Origin of the sequence: Frankia sp. KB5 (genome assembly GCF_002099325.1) — a bacterium.
Classification (GTDB): domain Bacteria; phylum Actinomycetota; class Actinomycetes; order Frankiales; family Frankiaceae; genus Frankia; species Frankia casuarinae.
Map to the genome: position 1 here is coordinate 13,741 of NZ_MRUJ01000044.1, position 17,041 is coordinate 30,781.

The 17,041-nt window shown below is 68.8% G+C and carries 18 protein-coding genes; 9 read left to right on the forward strand and 9 right to left on the reverse strand.

All coding sequences use genetic code 11. From position 1 onward, the window contains the following. Positions 1-153 precede the first annotated feature (153 nt). From KBI5_RS05175 to KBI5_RS05185, 3 genes are all read left to right on the forward strand, one after another. A complete protein-coding gene (locus tag KBI5_RS05175; RefSeq protein WP_035912209.1) occupies positions 154-1,512 on the forward strand; it encodes a TerD family protein in 1,359 nt (452 codons plus the stop codon). Positions 1,513-1,574: 62 nt separating this feature from the next. Then, the gene (locus KBI5_RS05180) at positions 1,575-2,252 is read left to right on the forward strand and encodes an AIM24 family protein (RefSeq protein WP_011437290.1); all 678 of its coding nucleotides are present in this window, start codon (positions 1,575-1,577) and stop codon (positions 2,250-2,252) included. 84 nt (positions 2,253-2,336) lie between these two features. Next, on the forward strand, positions 2,337-3,302 hold the full coding sequence (locus tag KBI5_RS05185; RefSeq protein WP_085014473.1) for an AIM24 family protein: 966 nt from the start codon (positions 2,337-2,339) through the stop codon (positions 3,300-3,302). A gap of 42 nt (positions 3,303-3,344) precedes the next feature. Here KBI5_RS05185 and KBI5_RS05190 read toward each other — a convergent pair whose 3' ends face one another. Next, on the reverse strand, positions 3,345-4,910 hold the full coding sequence (locus tag KBI5_RS05190) for an FAD-dependent oxidoreductase (RefSeq protein WP_085014455.1): 1,566 nt from the start codon (positions 4,908-4,910) through the stop codon (positions 3,345-3,347). Positions 4,911-5,178: 268 nt separating this feature from the next. After that, positions 5,179-6,108: a DMT family transporter gene (locus tag KBI5_RS05195; protein ID WP_011437287.1), complete on the reverse strand. Its 930-nt coding sequence runs from the start codon at positions 6,106-6,108 to the stop codon at positions 5,179-5,181. 797 nt (positions 6,109-6,905) lie between these two features. Here KBI5_RS05195 and KBI5_RS05200 point away from each other — a divergent pair. The 5 genes from KBI5_RS05200 to KBI5_RS05220 all read left to right on the forward strand — a co-directional run bounded on the left by KBI5_RS05200 (position 6,906) and on the right by KBI5_RS05220 (position 9,803). Next, a complete protein-coding gene (locus KBI5_RS05200) occupies positions 6,906-7,415 on the forward strand; it encodes a hypothetical protein (protein ID WP_049760948.1) in 510 nt (169 codons plus the stop codon). Beyond that, positions 7,403-8,263, forward strand: coding sequence for a hypothetical protein (locus tag KBI5_RS05205; protein ID WP_011437285.1), 861 nt, complete (start codon positions 7,403-7,405; stop codon positions 8,261-8,263). The genes KBI5_RS05200 and KBI5_RS05205 overlap by 13 nt, the downstream gene beginning before the upstream one ends. A gap of 49 nt (positions 8,264-8,312) precedes the next feature. After that, positions 8,313-8,639, forward strand: a complete 327-nt coding sequence (locus tag KBI5_RS05210) for a multidrug efflux SMR transporter (protein ID WP_023841168.1) — start codon at positions 8,313-8,315, stop codon at positions 8,637-8,639. 429 nt (positions 8,640-9,068) lie between these two features. Continuing rightward, positions 9,069-9,530 (forward strand): flavodoxin family protein, encoded by a 462-nt coding sequence (locus KBI5_RS05215; RefSeq protein WP_076804692.1) that lies wholly within the window; start codon positions 9,069-9,071, stop codon positions 9,528-9,530. A gap of 57 nt (positions 9,531-9,587) precedes the next feature. Continuing rightward, entirely contained in the window at positions 9,588-9,803 is a 216-nt protein-coding gene (locus tag KBI5_RS05220; RefSeq protein ID WP_085014474.1) for a flavodoxin, read from the forward strand. Positions 9,804-10,369: 566 nt separating this feature from the next. Here KBI5_RS05220 and KBI5_RS05230 read toward each other — a convergent pair. The 6 genes from KBI5_RS05230 to KBI5_RS05255 form a co-directional block, all read right to left on the reverse strand. Further along, entirely contained in the window at positions 10,370-10,564 is a 195-nt protein-coding gene (locus KBI5_RS05230) for a hypothetical protein (RefSeq protein ID WP_085014456.1), read from the reverse strand. A gap of 11 nt (positions 10,565-10,575) precedes the next feature. Then, positions 10,576-12,417 carry a radical SAM protein gene (locus tag KBI5_RS05235; protein ID WP_085014457.1) on the reverse strand — a complete coding sequence of 614 codons (1,842 nt, stop codon included), beginning with the start codon at positions 12,415-12,417 and terminating at the stop codon, positions 10,576-10,578. Beyond that, positions 12,401-13,207 (reverse strand): hypothetical protein, encoded by an 807-nt coding sequence (locus tag KBI5_RS05240; RefSeq protein WP_198537518.1) that lies wholly within the window; start codon positions 13,205-13,207, stop codon positions 12,401-12,403. Before KBI5_RS05240 ends, KBI5_RS05235 begins: the two co-directional genes overlap by 17 nt. Positions 13,208-13,255: 48 nt before the next feature. Next, positions 13,256-13,771, reverse strand: a complete 516-nt coding sequence (locus KBI5_RS05245) for an ATP-binding protein (protein WP_235187118.1) — start codon at positions 13,769-13,771, stop codon at positions 13,256-13,258. 87 nt (positions 13,772-13,858) lie between these two features. Continuing rightward, positions 13,859-14,188: a recombinase family protein gene (locus KBI5_RS05250; RefSeq protein ID WP_035733191.1), complete on the reverse strand. Its 330-nt coding sequence runs from the start codon at positions 14,186-14,188 to the stop codon at positions 13,859-13,861. Positions 14,189-14,232: 44 nt separating this feature from the next. Beyond that, the gene (locus tag KBI5_RS05255) at positions 14,233-14,580 is read right to left on the reverse strand and encodes a hypothetical protein (RefSeq protein WP_043591286.1); all 348 of its coding nucleotides are present in this window, start codon (positions 14,578-14,580) and stop codon (positions 14,233-14,235) included. A gap of 247 nt (positions 14,581-14,827) precedes the next feature. On the opposite strand from KBI5_RS05255, the gene KBI5_RS05260 reads away from it, so the two are divergent. Beyond that, positions 14,828-16,261, forward strand: a complete 1,434-nt coding sequence (locus KBI5_RS05260; protein WP_085014458.1) for a DNA-binding protein — start codon at positions 14,828-14,830, stop codon at positions 16,259-16,261. Here the strand turns inward: KBI5_RS05260 and KBI5_RS05265 are convergent. Then, entirely contained in the window at positions 16,258-16,959 is a 702-nt protein-coding gene (locus tag KBI5_RS05265) for a haloacid dehalogenase-like hydrolase (RefSeq protein WP_198031025.1), read from the reverse strand. The two genes, KBI5_RS05260 and KBI5_RS05265, sit on opposite strands and share 4 nt — an antisense overlap. Positions 16,960-17,041: the final 82 nt, after the last annotated feature.

Consider the following 17,041-nt stretch of genomic DNA (forward strand, 5'->3'; position numbering starts at 1 on the left):
ACGTGTTCGGCTGTACTCTCCGGCAGCTGCTAGGTTGCCGGCAGTCCGGTTCGTGCGGATGCGGGCGGGTGCTGGCTGGCCGGTTGGGCACGGTAACGCCGGTAGGTCATGGTTGCGCCGGTCCGGCACGGAATGCCAGGTGGAGGGAGCGTGTTGGTCACCCAGTTCAGTCGAGGGCAGAAGGCGCAGCTGTCGACGATCACCCCGGGCACCGACCTGTACGTCGGGATCCAGATCAATGCGCCGGGGGAGTGGGACATCTCCTGCTTCGGCCTGGACGGCGCCGATCGCCTCACCGACGACCGCTACTTCGTCTTCTTCAACCAGCCGGCGTCGCCGGAAAAGTCCATCCAGCTCCTCGGGCCGCAGGCCGGCGACAGTCAGGCGTTCCGGGTCACCCTCGACCAGGTGCCCGCCTCGATCGGCCGGCTGTCGTTCTGCGCCGCCCTCGACGGTGCCGGTAGCGCCTCGGCTATCTCGTCGGGGTACCTGCGGGTCGTCGTCGCGGGAACCGAGGTGCTGCGCTACTCCTTCACCGGCGCCGACTTCACCAGCGAGCGCGCCGTGATGATCGCCGACATCTACCGCAAGGGTGTGTGGCGGATCGCCGCCGTGGGCCAGGGGTTCCAGGGGGGACTGGCCGAGCTCATCCGCTCTTACGGTGGTGAGGTCGCCGACGAGGCGCCGCAGCCGGCCCCCGCTCCCGGTTTCGGCGCTCCCGGTTTCGGCGCTCCGCTCGCTGCACCGCCGCCCATGGGCTTCGCGGGTGGGATGCCCGCCACCGGCATGCCGGGTGGGATGCCGCCGACCGGCGCGTTCGGCGGACCCGAGATCCTGCCGTCGCAGGCGCGACCCACCCTGCCCGGGGCGATGAACAGCCTGGATCCCTACCGTGAGGTGCCGACCGCCGGTCGGTGGACCCAGCAGAACGGCAAGCTGGTCAAGGTCACCCTCGGTCCGGACGCGTTGGCGCTGCGCGGGTCGATGGTCGCCTACCAGGGCAGCGTCGAGTTCGACTACAAGAGCAGCGGGCTGCGCGGTCTCATCGAGGGCAAGCTGACCGGCCAGAGCCTCAAGCTGATGACCTGCAAGGGCTCGGGTGAGGTCTTCCTTGCCCAGGACGCCGCGGACCTGCACATCGTCGAGCTCGGCAGCTCCTCCCTCTGCGTCAACGCGAAGAACCTGCTGGCGATGGACGCCACCGTGCGCACCGAGGTGCGTCGGATCGAGAGCCCCGGCATCCCCGGCGGGGGGTTCTTCCACTTCGAGGTCTCCGGGCCGGGTTCGGTGGTCGTCATGACCAAGGGGTCTCCGATGACCCTCACCGTGCAGGGCCCGACCTTCGCGGACATGAACGCCCTCGTCGCCTGGACCACCGGCATGCGGGTCAGCGTGTCCACTCAGGTCCGGATCTCCCGGCAGATCTACGCCGGCGGTAGCGGCGAGGCACTGGCTCTGCAGTTCATGGGGTTCGCGGGGCACTTCATCGTCGTCCAGCCGTACGAGGTCTGAGGCGTGTCGACCATCCGGGAAGCGCGCCTGGCGGGAGGACCGCCGGGGGAGAGGAGCGGGCCGTGCAGGGCAGCCTGATCCAGCACTACGGACCAACTCCGATCATGGAACGGATGAGCAGGCACGGCTCGAAGATCGCCAAGGTGGTCATGAACCCGGGCCAGGATCTCTTCGCCCGGGTCGGGTCAATGATCGCCTACGAGGGGTTGATCGACTTCAATCCGCAGCCGCCGCAGCTCGGCCGGATCGCCTCCTCCTGGGCGACGGGTGAGGGCGTTCCGCTCATGACGGCGACCGGCCAGGGGCTGCTGTACCTCGCGGACTACGGCAAGGAGGTCATCGTCGCGCAGCTTGCCGGCGAGGGACTCTCGGTCAACGGCAAGAACATCCTGGCCTTCGACGCCGGGCTGCAGTGGAGCATCGAGCGGGTCCGCGGCATCACCATGCTGTCCGGAATGGGGATGTTCAACGTGGTGGTGCGTGGGCACGGCTGGGTGGCGCTGACCGCCAAGGGCAGTCCGATCGTGCTCGACACCCGGGAGGCGTCGACCTACGTCGACACCGACGCCCTCGTCGCCTACACCGATGGGCTGCGCGTCGAGCCCCGGCGCACCGCCCGGCTCGGCGGGCTCATCGGGCGCGGCTCCGGGGAGGCGTTCCAGCTCGGCTTTTCCGGCCAGGGGTTCGTCGTCGTGCAACCGAGCGAGGACGAGCGGCCGACCTTCTCGGTGCGGGGCTGAGGCCGCGATGGCACGGTGGGGGCGGGCGGCCGGGTACCGGCGCCGGACGGCGGAGCGCACCGCGGAGAGGACGGGGACGGCGACATGACGCAGGGCGGGATGTACGGCGGCCACCCGAGTGGTCCGCAGGGCAACTATCCCGGCGGTGGTCCGGGCTATCCGCCGGGCCAGGGCTATCCGCCGGGCCAGGGGACACCTCCCGGTGGCTCCGGTGGGCCGGCCGGCGGCATCCGCAGCAGTCTCCTGGACAATCCCGAGCGTCCCTCGGACGAGCCGTTTTCCCTGCAGAACGGCAAGATGCTCAAGGCGACGCTTGGCGCCCGCGGGATGCGGGAGTTCTATGCCCGCAAGGGCGCGATGGTCGCCTACCAGGGTGCCGCGAACTTCGACGCGCACTGGGAGGGCTGGGGCTCGCGTTTCCACAGCTTCTTCAGCGGCGGCGAGGGCCTGAACCTCATGCAGGTCTCCGGATCGGGTTCGGTCTTCCTCGCCAACCAGGCGCAGGACATCCACATCCTCGACCTGGTCGGTGATGGGCTCACCGTCGACGGCAAGAACGTGCTCGCCTTCAACGCCGACCTGACCTGGGACCTGGTGCGGGTGGACAGCCAGGTCGGCATCGCCGGTGTCGGGAGCTACCAGGTCGAGCTGCGCGGCAACGGCCGGGTCGCTGTCTGCACGTCCGGGGCGCCGCTGGTCATGCACGTAACGCATCAGAACTACTACTTCGCGGACGCCGACGCGGTCGTCGRCTGGTCATCGAGCCTGCAGGTCTCGATGCAGGCGGCGGTGACGTCCTCGGCCGTGTGGCGACCCCGGGGGAACACCGGGGAGAGCTGGCAGATGCAGTTCACCGGCGAGGGCTTCGTCATCGYGCAGCCCTGCGAGCTACTTCCGCCGTACAACGCGCTCGCGGGTGCCGGTCTCGCCGGACAGTTCGGCCTCGGCCAGGGCGGGTTCCAGGGCAACCARCACGGCGGTCACGGTGGTCACGGCCCAGGCGGCGGTTTCGGCGGTGGCGGCCTAGGCGGTCTGTTCGGTAACCGCTGAGGCGACACCGCCTGCGACGGACGGGCGGCGAGGCGTGGGGGGTCATCTCGCCCGCTCGACGCCCTCGGCGTATCCGGCATTCTTGGCGTATCCGGCATTCTTGGTGTATCCGGCATCCTCGGCGAACACGTCGGGGGTGCGGACGTGTTCGGGCCGAAATCCGATGCCGATGACTCGCCCGAGTAGCCGCCCGAGTACCCGCCCGAGCACCCGCCCGATCCGCGGCGCCGCCGTGGYGGTCACCCCATAGGACATCATGGCCGTCACCAGGTTGGACATCCCGGCCCGCACCGCCCCCGTCATCGTCCTTGCCGTCGCGTTCGTCGTCGCGTTCGTCAGGGGGGCACGCGCGACCTGGCGCGACGGGCTGCCGCCGTGCGCTGGCCGCTCGTCGTCACCCAACAGGCGTACCAGGAAGGCGCCCTGCCGGACCTGGATCATCTGCATGAGCACGACCGGCCAGGTCCGCCGGCGCTGCACCCGCCGCAGCTCGGCYGGCTCGGGTGGCCCGGCCCGCAGCGTCACGGCCATCAGGTTCGCCGTCGCCACCGCGTCCTGGACGGCGTAGTTCACCCCGACGCCGCCCGCCGGGGACATCGCGTGGGCGGCGTCGCCGATGCAGAGCAGACCCGGCTGGAACCATCGGCGAAGCCGGTCGACCTGCACCACCAGGGTCTTCACCTGGTCCCAGTCGGTGAGGTCGTCAACGGCACCGGACAGCGCCGGCGCCGCGGTGGTGATCTGCGCACGGAACGCCGCCAGCCCGCCGGCCGTCCTTGGCTGCCGCTGCGCCGACCCCTTCCGGACCACCATGCCGCACTGCCAGTAGTCGCGTCGATCCAGGGTGATCAGGGCGTGGCCCTTGCGGAGGTGCGCCAGGGTGAATCCGTCCCCGTTTCCCTCCTCCCCACGCTCGTTCCCCTTCTCCTCCCCACGCCCGTTCCCCTCCTCGTTCCCGTTCCCGTCCCTCGCCGCCCGGCGGCCGCTCGCGGACCTGTCACCCATGTCTTTCGGCAGCCGGAACCAGAGGACGTCGAAGGGAGCGCCGCGCTCCCGCACCGGCAGGCCGGCACGGGACCGCAGGGTCGAGTGCCGGCCGTCGGCGGCCACCGTCAGATCCGCCCGGATCTCGACCTCCCCGAGGGGGCCGGCCGCGCGCACGCCCACGACCCGTCCATTCGCCCGGACCAGGTCGGTCGCCTCGGTGCTCATCGCCAGGCGGAACGTCGGATAGGCACCGGCCCGCTCGGCCAGAAACGTGAGAAAGTCCCATTGGGGCATCAGGGCGATGAACGGGCAGGGCGTCCGCAGGTGCCGGAAGTCCACAACGGTCCGGCGCCGGCCCGCCATATCCAAAGCCAGCGTGGCGGCCCGGGTGTGCGGGATGCGAAGGAAGTCCGTCAGCAGGCCCAGCTCCGCCATCACTGCCATCGTGGACGGGTGAATCGTGTCACCGCGGAAGTCACGGGCAAAATCATCGTGCTTTTCCAGCACGATGACGTCCACCCCTGCGCGGGCCAGCAACAGACCGAGCATCATCCCCGCCGGCCCACCGCCCGCGATGACGCATCGGGTGGTCCAGCGCAACGGTGCGGATGATGTTCCCATGCCAGCTCCCCGGATCCCGCCCCGGGCCTGCCCCGCGTCGGCCGCCACCAGGCGGAGCGACCGCGGCGGTCCCCGGAGCCCGTCGTCCCCGTCATCCTGCCCGGACGTCCTGCCCCGCCGAGGAGATGATCGAACCTGCCGTCGCCAGGCGCTGAGACTCCCGCTCGTCAGGTGCAGCCCTTCCAGCGCGAACCATTCGATGGCCGGAGGCTGGACTTCCGCGAGTACCGGTAACAGTTCGACCTCGTCGCCCGCCAGGAGGGGGGCATCAGGAGGGGGGCATCGGGGCGGGGGCATCGTGGCGAGAGACGTCAGGCAGGCGACGGGTGGGGCGTGGCAGGGCGGGCGAGCGGGCGAGCAGGACGACCCCGCCCACGACCAGCAGAGCCGCCACCGTGACACCCGTGATAACCCCGGGGGTGTCCGGGGCGGGTACCCCGAAGACGAGCACGGCGAGAGTGTAGGAGACCGTCGGATTGGTGATGTTCATGGCGGTGACGGTCGGCGCGAGCGGACCCACGGCGAACGCCATCTGCCCGAATACGAGGCTGGCCATCGTGACTCCGCACAGGGCGTAGGCGAACCAGTGGGTCGCGGTGGTAGCGATCCCCTCGTTCAGGGTCTCGTCGGTGGCCTGCTTCATCAGCAGGGCGCTCAGCGCGAAGAACAGCCCGGCGCCGACTCCGAGCATCGCCGCACGCATTGCTGGTCGCCGGCCGCGGGAGAAGACCGTCAGCGTCGCCGCGAGGGCAATGATCGCGAGGATGGTCAGCGCCAGCCGGTATTCGTCCAGGGGAGCATGGGCGGGTAGGCGTCCCTGGACCGTGAGGAGCAGCGCGAGGCCTGCGCAGATCGATGCCACCGCCCACCATGCTCCCCGCGCCATCCGTAGATGGGTGCGGACCAGGCCCAGCGGGAGCGCGAACAGTAACTGGGTGACCATGAGGGGCTGCACCTCGGCGAGGGAACCAAGGTGTAGGGCGAGCGCCTGGGTGAAGAACCCGGCGACGTTTGTCAGCCAGCCCAGCAGCCACATCGGTTCGCGTGCCAGGTCGACCAGATGCCCCATTCCGGGCAGCGCGTGCGTCCGGTCGTCACGGGCGGCGAACCGGCTGCGTCCGGCGGCGCGTTGTTGCAGAGCCGCGGACGACGCGAGCAGGAACGCGGCGCACAGGGCCAGCGGGATGAAGAGCAACACGGATCGTTCGGTCCGTCAGGCGGAGCCGGCCCGCGGGGCGGCTGCCGGCGGGCGGCCGGACGCGCCGGCGGGATGGCGGCCGCCCCGCGCGGGCGTACTCATCGGGCTGGGTGCCTCGTCGGGGAGCGTCGGAGACAGCGGGACCGCCGGGACCGCCGGGACCGGGTGTACGCCGCCGAGCGGCCGGTCGAGCCGCCGCGGCGCATCGCCTGGACCGCGCATGTTGGACACGATGGCCGTAATGTACCGGCCCGGGGAACCGGATGTGATGTATCCCGGCTGGTGGGCGCCGGTGTGATCCGAGCGGGAACGTCCTGCTCGCCGGGCCTCGGCGTAGCCGTCTCACACCCCCGGTCCACGGAAGCGGGATCGCTCCAGACCGACGGGAGCGCGGCGTACGGCCGACCGGCCGTACGCGTTCCACGCCCATGGCGGCAGCGACACCACCGGCGTCGTGCGCGGCGTCGTGCGCGGCATCGAGACGATTACCACGGGGCTGAATTAGAAACGCCTGCGCGAGCCGTTTTCGTCTGCCATGTGAAAAAGATTTCCGTCGGCGACCGGTAGGGTCCGACACGGGCCGGGTGGACGGCTGCCTGCTTGACGCGGCATGGCGGCGATGCAATTTTTTTTGTGACCACCGGCACCGGATGGGATCGGTGGGGCCGGTGCCGTGCGTGTCGTCAATTTCCGTCCCGGGCACGTGGTATTCTTTCCGCTGCTCTACCAGATTCGGAGGTGCGCTTGTGCGTCACTCTCTTCGTGGGCTCGCTGTGGGATCCTGCATTGCGAGCACCGTGCTGATCGGAACGTCGCAGATCTCGGTGACCGCGGCGATCGCGGCGCCGGCGGGGCCGGTACCCGCGCCCGTCCCGGATTCCGCGGTCGCGGCTGGCGCGGTCGGCGCGGATGGCCTGCGGGGCAGGAGTTCCCCAGCCGGCATCACGAAATCCGCGCGGGTGTGTTATTTCGAGACCAGAGGCGAYGACGTACACGTCTCCAGTTCCGCTCATGAGGCGTCCGGACACGGCTGGTGGGTCAACATCGACTGCGACGTCACCAAGGCGGTCGTCACCGTCCAGCTGCAGGAGTACTACAGCGACGGCACGTGGCGGAACGTCGGCGCGGTGGGCCGGTCGACGGTGAAGTCCGGCGGCGGCGCCGGAAACCGGGCGACCGGGCGGGGCCACTGCAGGAGCGGCAGTCTGACAGGGTGGCGTAGCGTCATCGACGTGGATCTGGTGGGCGTGCCCGACGACCCGAACAAACTCGTCACGACGGGTCGGAACATCAGGTGCCGGCGGTAGTGCACGAGGGTGACGCGGCCGGGCCCGCCGGCACCCTGTTCGCCTCCCTGTACGGCGAGCTGGCGCCGCACCCGTGGCGGGATCCCTTCGTCGCATCCTCCGACGCGTACAGCCTGTTCGTCGCGAGGTCGTCCGCGCTGGGCTGGCTCACCGAGGCCATGCCGGACGCCTCCGGCGGCCTGTGGGGGATGAACGATGCCGGGCAGGACCGGCCTGCCGCCGCCGGGGCGTCGCCGTCCCGCGCCGCCTGGTTCCAGGTGTCGTTGACCGAACCGGTCCCGAACCGCCGCCCCCTGCCGGTGCAGCCGTTCCTGGCCTGCGCGGACGATGTCGTGGCGCGGATCGGCACGCTGCGGCTGACGGCGGTGCAGCTCCTGCTGCCGGTGCAGCTCCTGCTGCCGGTGCAGGTGTCGCCGGTGGAGGGCCTCGGGATCTCGCCACGGACACCCGCCGTGGGAAGTCTACTGCAGGATGCCGGCTGGTTCGCCGACTGCGCCCCKCGGCACAGAACGCGGGTGCGGGTGACGGTGGACGGCGGGCAGGACCCGGCCATCCGTTCCGCCGCCCCCGCGATGCTCGACTGGCTGCGCAAACTCGACCAGCACGTCTTCTCGGATGACTCGCTCTCTCCGGCGAACGACGACCATCCGGTGCTGGAACCCGCCGTCATCGATGAACTGTGGCAGGGACCTGCTCGGCACCGGGTCACCTTCCAGGGGGCCCTCGCCGAGTGGACGTTGGACGCGCTGGGCTGGCTGGCCGCGTTGCTCGCGGAGGCGAGTGCCCGGCACGGGGTCGGCATCCCGCTACTGGTGACCGCCAGCCGATCGACGAGCCGAACGGGTTGAACTCCCTGGCCGGGGTGACGGCCATCCGGCGCGCCGATATCGTCCGGGTGTGGCCGTCATCGTGCAGTTTATCGTCGCTATAGTGCTGGAGATCACTGGAACGCTGGCGCTCCGGGAGACCAGCGGGTTCACTCGGCTCTGGCCGACCCTGATGGTCTGTGTCTGCTATCCGCTGTCATTTTTTTTCGTGTCTCGAGTGTTGCAGCATCTGGAGATCGGCTTCACTTACGCGGTGTGGTCCGCGGCCGGCACCGCGGCCATGGCCGTCATTGGCGCGGCCGTCTTCGGCGAATCGATGAACGCGCTAAAGGTCGCCTCGCTGGTCCTCGTCATCGTCGGAGTGGTCGGTCTCCAGCTTAGCGGTGCCCGCCGCTGACCAGCTGGTAGCTGGTAGCGGGTTTTTCGGTCGGTCAAAGCGCGGGTAGTTATATTAAGAGCGTGTCTTGTGTGGCCGCTCCGGGTGAACCGCCCCGGGTTCGGTGGAGACCGGGGCGGTTCAGTCAGTCTGACCCCGACCGCTTGGACGTCGTGTGGCGCGCTTAGGGTATCCGGCTCCCCAGATTGAGGCCCTACCAATTCCGGTGGATGTGAAGGTTCATCTCGCCTACCGGGAACCGGGCGGCTGGACCTCTCCCCATCACCGCTTCGGGGATATGGAAGCGGCATCGCGCTACATGGATGCGATCCACCACCTTGCCGGCCATGATGCTGCAMGGAGGCGCGTCTGGGTATATAGCCCGTGTACCTGTCCCTAACCACTTGCCCACCTTCTCGTATGAGGGGGTGGGCCTTAGCTTGGTAGGGTATGGCTGTGGCGAAGCTGCTGGTGGTCCATCACACCCCGTCCCCGACCATGCAGGAAATGCTGGAGGCGGTTCTGTCGGGTGCTCGGACGGACGAGATCGAGGGCGTAGAGGTTGAGGTGCGGCCGGCACTCTCAGCCACGGCCTCGGATGCGTTGGCTGCCGATGGGTATATTCTTGGTACTCCGGCGAATATCGGCTATATGTCGGGCGCTTTGAAGCACTTTTTTGATGGTGTGTATTATCCTTGCCTTGAAGCAATCGTCGGCCGGCCGTATGCCCTCTACGTCCACGGCGGCAGCGACACCACCGGCGCCGTGCGATCAGTCGAGACGATCACTGCGGGGCTGCGGTGGAAGCGCTTGCGGGRGCCGCTGACGGTGGTGGGAGCGCTCGACGCTGCTGCCCGCGAAGCATGCTGGGAGTTGGGCGCGACCATGGCGGCCACGCTCGCGGACACGTAGTGTAACCATCCGACGCATGCGACTTTGTGCAAGTTCTGCGACCAGACCTACYTTCCCGTGCTTGAGGCGACCATCGGCCGGCCGTACGCCTTGTATGTCCACGGCAACAGCGACACGACCGGTGCGATCCGTGGGGTCGAGACCATCGCGACCGGGCTGAAGTGGAAGCGCCTTCGGGAGCCGCTGTCGACCATCGGCGAGGTAGATGCCGCTGTACGCGAGGCCTGTTGGGAGCTCGGCRCCACAGCTGCGGCCAGCCTGATGGACGATTGACCCGGGCGTGCCGGTATGGCACTGAACGTGACCGCACGGCGCACGCGACTTTCCTCATGTTTTTGCGGCCAGATCTACTACCCGTGCCTCGACGTGGCGGTAGGCCGGCCGTACGCGCTGTCCACGGTAGCGCGGTAGGTCCACGGCAGTAGTTATACGACCGGCGGGACTCGCGCCGTCGCAACGATCGCCACCGGACTGAAGTGGAAGCACCCCACGAACCTTTTTCGATCATCGTCGAGGTGGACGCGGCTGCCCGCGGAGCCTGTCGGGAGTTCGGCGCCACGGCAGCGGCCAGCCTGATGAAGAGACCTGGAGGGACCGGCCGAAGGCGAGTGCTGTCTGGACGCGTCAGCGGACGGGAGGCATTGCGTGCCAGGGGTCCCAGGTGGACCAGGCCTGCCAGTTCGGCAGGCCGTCGTCGCACAGCCAGTTCCATGAATGCCAAACCGTGCCGTCTCGGTCTATACCAACGAGCTCTTGGTGGCGGTCGGAGTGGGAGCCGGCGGCGATGGCGGTGAGCCACCCGGTCCGCACGGGGCGGGTGGTCGTGTCGGAAGCGACGGTCAGGCGCTGCTCTGCTCCGGTAGCGGCATGTGTGGGGGCGYGGTGTCGTCGCGTGGAGTGGTCATGTCCGTCCAGTCCGACCAGCCGGGCTCGGGCCAGTACCACCGGTGTCGCATCCGGCCGGTGGCGTCGAGCGCGTATACCTCCAGGTGACCTTCGGTGAGGGAGGACACCGCGATGTCCGTCGCTGTCATGCCCAGGCGGGTTAGCTTGTGCCAGTCGGACCATTGCGGTTCGGGCATCCACCAGCGGTGCCAGACCTCGCCCTCGACGAGGACGAACAGTTCCTGGTGGGCTCGTCCATGGGAGCCCACCGCGATGGCGTCGAGTGGCCGATCCCAGGGCCCGGCCATGTGGTGCCAGTCGGACGTACGTAGTCGGAAGTCCCGTTGAGTTGATCGACGTTGGCGGTGGCTGGGGGGACTGGGTGTGGTCTGATGGTCTCCGTGGGTGACGGTTCGCTGGTCGGGATGGTTTGCTGCGGTGCGTGGCGGTTGTCGAGTCGGGTGTTTGCGGCGTTGCTGGTGGTGAGGCGCTGGCGGATGTGTTGGTGGAGAACGGCCGTCTGCGAGTCGAGCTCGCGGAGCTGAGGACGGAGCATGCCCGGCTGCTCGCGGGACAGCTCCACCAGGGCCGCACGCACCTCATCCACGGTGGCCTCCCCGAATTGGATGTTCACGGAGAAGTTGAACTCATCCCGACCGCGCATGGCCTCGTCGAGCCCGCCTTCGGTGAGGTCAACGGCGGTGTAGGCCAGCAGTTGCGCGGGCTGGTAGCGGCCGGTAKCCACGATGCGGTCCCACTCCGGCGTCCCCGGATACGGGCGGAACTCGAAGACGGAGGCCCGGAAGTTCCCCGGCTGGCCGTCGGCCACCTCCCACAACTCCCTGACGTGGCGGACGGTGGCCGCCAGCTCCTCCCGCGTCTCGGTGGGGAAGCCCAAGATGAAGTATCCCTTCACCGAGATGCCGCGCTCGTTGAGGCGGCGGACCACGGAGCGGGTCATGTCCGGGGTGATCCGCTTACCCATGTACTTCAAGAGCCGTTCACTGCCGGACTCGACGCCCAGGGCAACTTCGCGCAGGCCGTTGGCGGCCAGCACATCCAACAGGGCGTTGTCGACCCGATGCAGGATGTTGATGCGGCCGGTGGCGTCCCAGACGAAGCGGTCCCCGAGGCGAGCGGCGGTGAAGGCCTCCATGCACTGGCGGATGAACCGCTCGTAACCGAGAAAAAGATCATCGACGAAGCGGAAGGCGGTCACGCCGCCTGTGGCGTGCAGCACCTCCATCTCCGCGATGATGCCGGCCGGGGTGCGGGTGCGGATGGTGATGTCTGGGTTGGCGCTAACAGCAGCGCCGCAGAAGGAGCAATCGTAAGGACACCCGCGGGCACCGACCATGTTGGCCTCGACGCGGCCGTCTGGCGCCTGGTACGGGTCGCCCACCAGAAACCGGCGGTCGACGAAGGGCAGGCGGTCCACATCCGGGCTCAGGTGGTGGCCCGCGCCCGGACGGCCGCCGGTGACAGGCTGGCGAAGGATGGGATCGAGCCACATCACGCCGGGCAGGTCGGCGCGGGAGCGTTTGTCCTGCAACAGCTCAGCCACGCGGGTCTCGCCCTCGCCCAGCACCAGGGCCTCCAGCGCCCCGAAACGGGGGTCGGTGATGATGGCGGCAGGCATGGCCTTGGCCTGGTGCCCGCCGATCATGACCATGATGTCCCGGTCCAAGCCGGCGGCGATTTCGGCGCTCACCTCGTAGGTGGGGGCCAGGAGGTTGAAACCGGCCCAGCGCGGTCCGAGGCGGTTCACCAGTTGATAGGTCTCTTTGACGCCGAGCCCCAAAGCCTCGGCGTCGAGCACGCCGACGTTGAAGCCTTGGGCCGCCGCGTAGGTTGCGATGTAGGCCATGCCCAACACGGGCAACGTGAAGTCGTTTACCCGTGGGCGGACGCCGTAGTCACGCAGCGGGGCGTTAATAAAAACGGCGTCGAGCGGCTGGTTCAGGTCGGCGCCCAGGACGGGGCCGTCATCCAATGTCTCCACGGTATGAACCCCAAGCGAGGGTCAGTATGGTCAAGGTTGATAGGTGTTCCCCCGCCAGATGCCGCCACTGGGCACCGAAGGCACGCTCATTGTTGAACCAATGGTGCGCTGGGGCAGCTCGCCCCGCCCACGTGCGTACGGCCAGATCGGCGTAGGGGTAGAGGTCCCAGGTATTGGTGTAGTCAGCAACAGCAGCGCCGGCCGTCCAAGGGCCAATCCGCTGGACGCTTTGCAATTCGTCGACCAGGGCAGCCAGGGGTAGGCGGTTCCAGTTTTCGCCGTGGGCCAGGTAGGCCGTAGCGGCGGCCCGCAGCGCTGGCCGCTTGAAAGCTAGCCCTAGTTCTCCGTACTGCTCGTCGTCTAGCTCTAGGATTTTTTCGGGGCTCGGAAACAGGCCGAACGCGCCACCGTCCGGCAGCGCCACTTGCTCGCCGTGGGCCGCACATAGTGCCCGGTAGAGCTTCTTGGATTGCCCCGCCCGGATGACTTGACGCAAGATCGCGGTCGCTAGGGCCTCCSACAGCGAGGGGTTGCGGAAACGTCCCACCAGCCCGAGGCCAGCCAGCTCCTTGGCGAGCTCCGGCACTTCGCTAGCTGCTCCCTCCGGCAAGCCGAAGACATCCGCCAGCGGCTCCGCCGCCTCATCGCCCAGTGCCGCGAGCGTCAATTTGCCGCCGTGAACCTCCGCCAAGACCGGGCCGCCAGGCAACGCAAATACGCGGCGTACCCCATCTGCTGCGGGAAGCCAGGCGGGGTACTCGGTCATCCAGCGGTCTGCGGCAAACGGCATGAGGAAACTCCGGAAGTACGACGGTATTGGGCGAAGATATTGGCGCTATTATCTCATGGCGTCACTCCGGGGTAGGCGACTGTCCAGGGCTTGCAGGCCAGCGAGCACCCGTTTTAGAACTGCCATGTCATCGAAAACCAACCCAGGATCGGCACGTGCAACCGTAGCCCGACGGTGCGGGAGAAGCGGGTGCGACTCCTGGGATTCGGGCGGTGCCGGTGCCTCAATCTGGCACCAGGTCACTTTGCCAACTCCGGTGGGTGATGGGCAGTAGGCTGCCGCCGTGCTCAGGGCTTCGACAATGTGAAGGCCCCGGCCACTCTCACCGTGAAGATACTGAACCTGAAGTTCGGGCGGCTTCGGGTTGCGATCCCAGACTTCAAGTATGAGGCTCCCGGCGGCCCAACTGATGCGCATGGATACGATGGGCCTTGAGCCGCCGCCGGAACTTTGGGTGGCCCGGACGGCATTAGTAATGAGTTCTGAAATCAACAGGGCCGTGGTGTCGAGAAGATCTGTAAGCCTCCAGTCCTCCAGCAGCTCGGCCGCCGCTTGCCGCGCCAAGGCCGGGGCCGTGGTGGTGGCGGCGAACCTGGTGGACGCTCGCGCGCAGGTGAGCGGCTGGCTGGGGTGCAGTGCTGGCCGGAAGGTTCATGTCGACCTCGGCGAAGGGACGGCGGGCGTTACGGTGAGCACCCGCGCGCCCAACACCTCGATCTCCACTTCGATGGCCTGCCGGACGGCGGGCAAGGGAGAGAGGTGATCGAGACTTGCCACCAGGACCCCGGCGGCTTCCGACCTCATGACGGCTTCGAGGAGGACCGTGAGGCCGGGACGCACGATGCGCCCCGGGGGAATGGAACGGTCGACAAAAATTTCTGCCAGGGCCAAGCCTTCGGCCTGCGCGTGGGCGGTGAGCTGGTCGTGGAGCCGGTCGATTTCGGCTTCGTCGGCGTGCTCGGAGCTGATGTAGCCGTACACCGTCCGCGCCGACTGGCACTCCGCCGAGGACGGCGGGCGGCCGTTCATGAGGCGGTGAAGCGGGTGGTGGCCTGGCTGCTCGGAAGGAACCCCGGCCAGATGAGGAAGGCCCGGCGGGACAGGCTAGCGGCAGGGGTGCGGCGCTGGCGGGCCAGCATCCGCCGCGCCTCGCCGTGTAACCGGCGCAGTTCCGCGGTGACGGCTTCGGTTCGCTCTTCCAAGGCTGCCTGCTGTACAGCGGTGGTGGGCAGGTCGCCCGCGTCGCAAGCGAGGACGACGCCAGCGGCTTCCAGCCGTCCCAACGCTGCCCCGAGCCCTTCGGTGATGAGCCGCAGCGCCGCACTGCCCGGCGGCCCCAGTACGGAGTCTTGCCTTCCGGTGTTTGCATCCACCGGTGCCTCCAATCCTGGCAGGAAGATCCACTGATGTGGACGGGCGCCCGAGGCCGGGGAGCAGGGTCCTCTACCCGGCCCCGGGCGCCTTGGTCCTCAGCGTGAGCGGGCGGGACGGATGCGGCCATGCCGGGCCATGTATGACGGCTATACGTGCCGCCGCCAGTTCCCCACCTGGCGTGACCAATGCCCCTTTACGCTGCTGCCGAGCGCACTTGGATGACCACGAGTGGGAGCGGCCGGGGGCATGGACAGGGCATCAGGCCGGTACTGCCGCTCCTGCGGGAGCCGTCTCGCCCGCGACAACGCGGCCGGGTCCTGTGCCCCCTGCCAGCGCAAACAGGAGCAGCTGCGCCTTCAGGCCCCGGTGGTGCCTGATCACTTCTGGCAGACCGATGAACTACGCGACGCCCTGGCCAGCTGGCACATGGGCCGGGTGATCGCCGCCTACCGCCGCAACCCCTGGCACGGCCGGGTGCTGGCGCAGGAACTGGTTGGCGGCTGGGCCGACCTCTCCCAGGTGCAGCTATCCCGCATCGAGTCCGGCCCGCCGATCAAGGACCTGGACCGGCTGATGATGTGGGCGCGCACCTTGCGCATCCCCGCTCATCTGCTGTGGTTCCAGCTCCCCGAGCAGCGCCCCGCACCTGTAGCGGCGGCCCCGACGCCGCCGGTACCCGCGGGGCCGGACCTGCCGGCGCTGCTGGGCAGCCTGAYGGCTGGGCGCCTCCCGTTGGCCGCCGGCGAGACCCGTAGCCCCACCATCGGCATTTCCGCCTTCGAGGGCATGACTACGGGCCAGAGCGCCGAACTGCTGCTGAAATTGTTCTTGCAGCTTGACGACGAGTTGGGCGGCGACAGCCTGTATCTGCCCCTATCCCGGTACGTGGCCCGGATGGCCGTGACGGTGGAGCAGGACCCCGGTGATGGTTTGCTCGCTTTCGGCCAGCTCGCCCAGATGACGGGGTGGCTGGCGCTGGACGCTGACCACCACGCCCAGGCCCGCCGCTACTTCACCACCACCATCTACGTGGCCCATGAGAGCGACGAACCGGGCCTGGCCGCCAGCGCCCTGGGTTATATGAGCCTTCAGGAGACCTACCGGGGGCGGCGGGGGCCGGCGCTGTCGCTAGCGCAAACCGCGCTCGCCTCCGGGACGGCCGGGCTTACGCCGCTGACCAAGACGATGTTGGGTACCCGCCTGGCTCGGGCCCAGGCCGGCGTTGGCGACCAGGACGGCTGCCGCCGCACCTTGGACGCCGCCCGTACCGACTTCGAGGCCGCCGGCCACCGGGACGAGCCCATGTGGGTGTCCTACGTCGACGAGGTAGAGGTAGCCGCCCAGGAAGGCGCCTGCCTGCTGGAACTGGGCCAAACCGGCGAGGCCGCCTCGGCGCTGACGCAGGCCATTGGCCTGCTTACCCAGCGCACACCCCACCGCATCCGGGACCAGGTGCATTACCTGTCCCGGCTGGCGAAGTGCCACTTGAAGGCGGGCGACGTTGAGCAGGCCTGCCAGACGGCGGCCGATGCCCTCTCCCTGAGCGAAGCCATCGGCTCGACGCGGGTAGCTCTGCGCCTGAAAGAATTTGCGGACGGGCTTGAGCCCTTCGGCACCGTGCCCGCGGCGCGGGACTTCGGCGAGCGGTTCCGCCTGGCGACCGCTGGCCCCGGCAGTTAGCCCACGAGGCCGAAGACGGCCGCTTGGAGGGCGCGGGGCCGGGTGAGGTCCGGCAAAACGGCTTCGGCCCCAGCGGCCTCGAGGTCCGCCACGGTGCTGCCGCCGGTGGCAACGCCCACCGCCCGCACACCAGCATCGTGGGCGCCCTTGACATCGTGCGGCGTATCCCCGATCACCACCACCCTGGGCCGGGGGAAGCTCACCTGGTGGGCGGCCTCGGCCCGCTTAACCGCCAGCCGGACCAACACGGCCCGGTCGCTGTCGTCGTCGCCGTAGCCGCCCACGGCCAGGTCTAGATGCTCCGTGAGCCCGAAGGCGGCCAGCTTGACTTCGGCGATGGAGTGCAGGTTGCCCGTCACGACAGATTGCACAACACCATCGGCAACGAGAGCCGCGATGGCCTCCCCAGCACCGGGCAGGCTGCGGCCGGCGCCCCGCATCCGGTCCTGGAGCTGCCGGGCCGCCTCGCCCAGGGCGTCGTAGAAGGCCGGTAGCAGCGGCTCCGGCTCGGTGATCCCGCCGAGTTGGAGCGTCTCGATAATGATCGCCCGCTCCGTGCGGCCGGTCATGTCGGCCAGCTGTTCCATGGGGCTGCCCGTTACCAGCTGGTAGGCGCGGGCGTAGATGTCCCGGCTGACGCCCTTGATCTCTAGCAGGGTGTGGTCGACGTCCCAAAGGATGAGGGCCGGTGCGGTCACCCGGTCATGATCCCACATCGAAGGAACGGCGGGTGGTGACCGCCGGCTCCCGTCCGGTGGACTTTTGGCCGCTACACTCTCG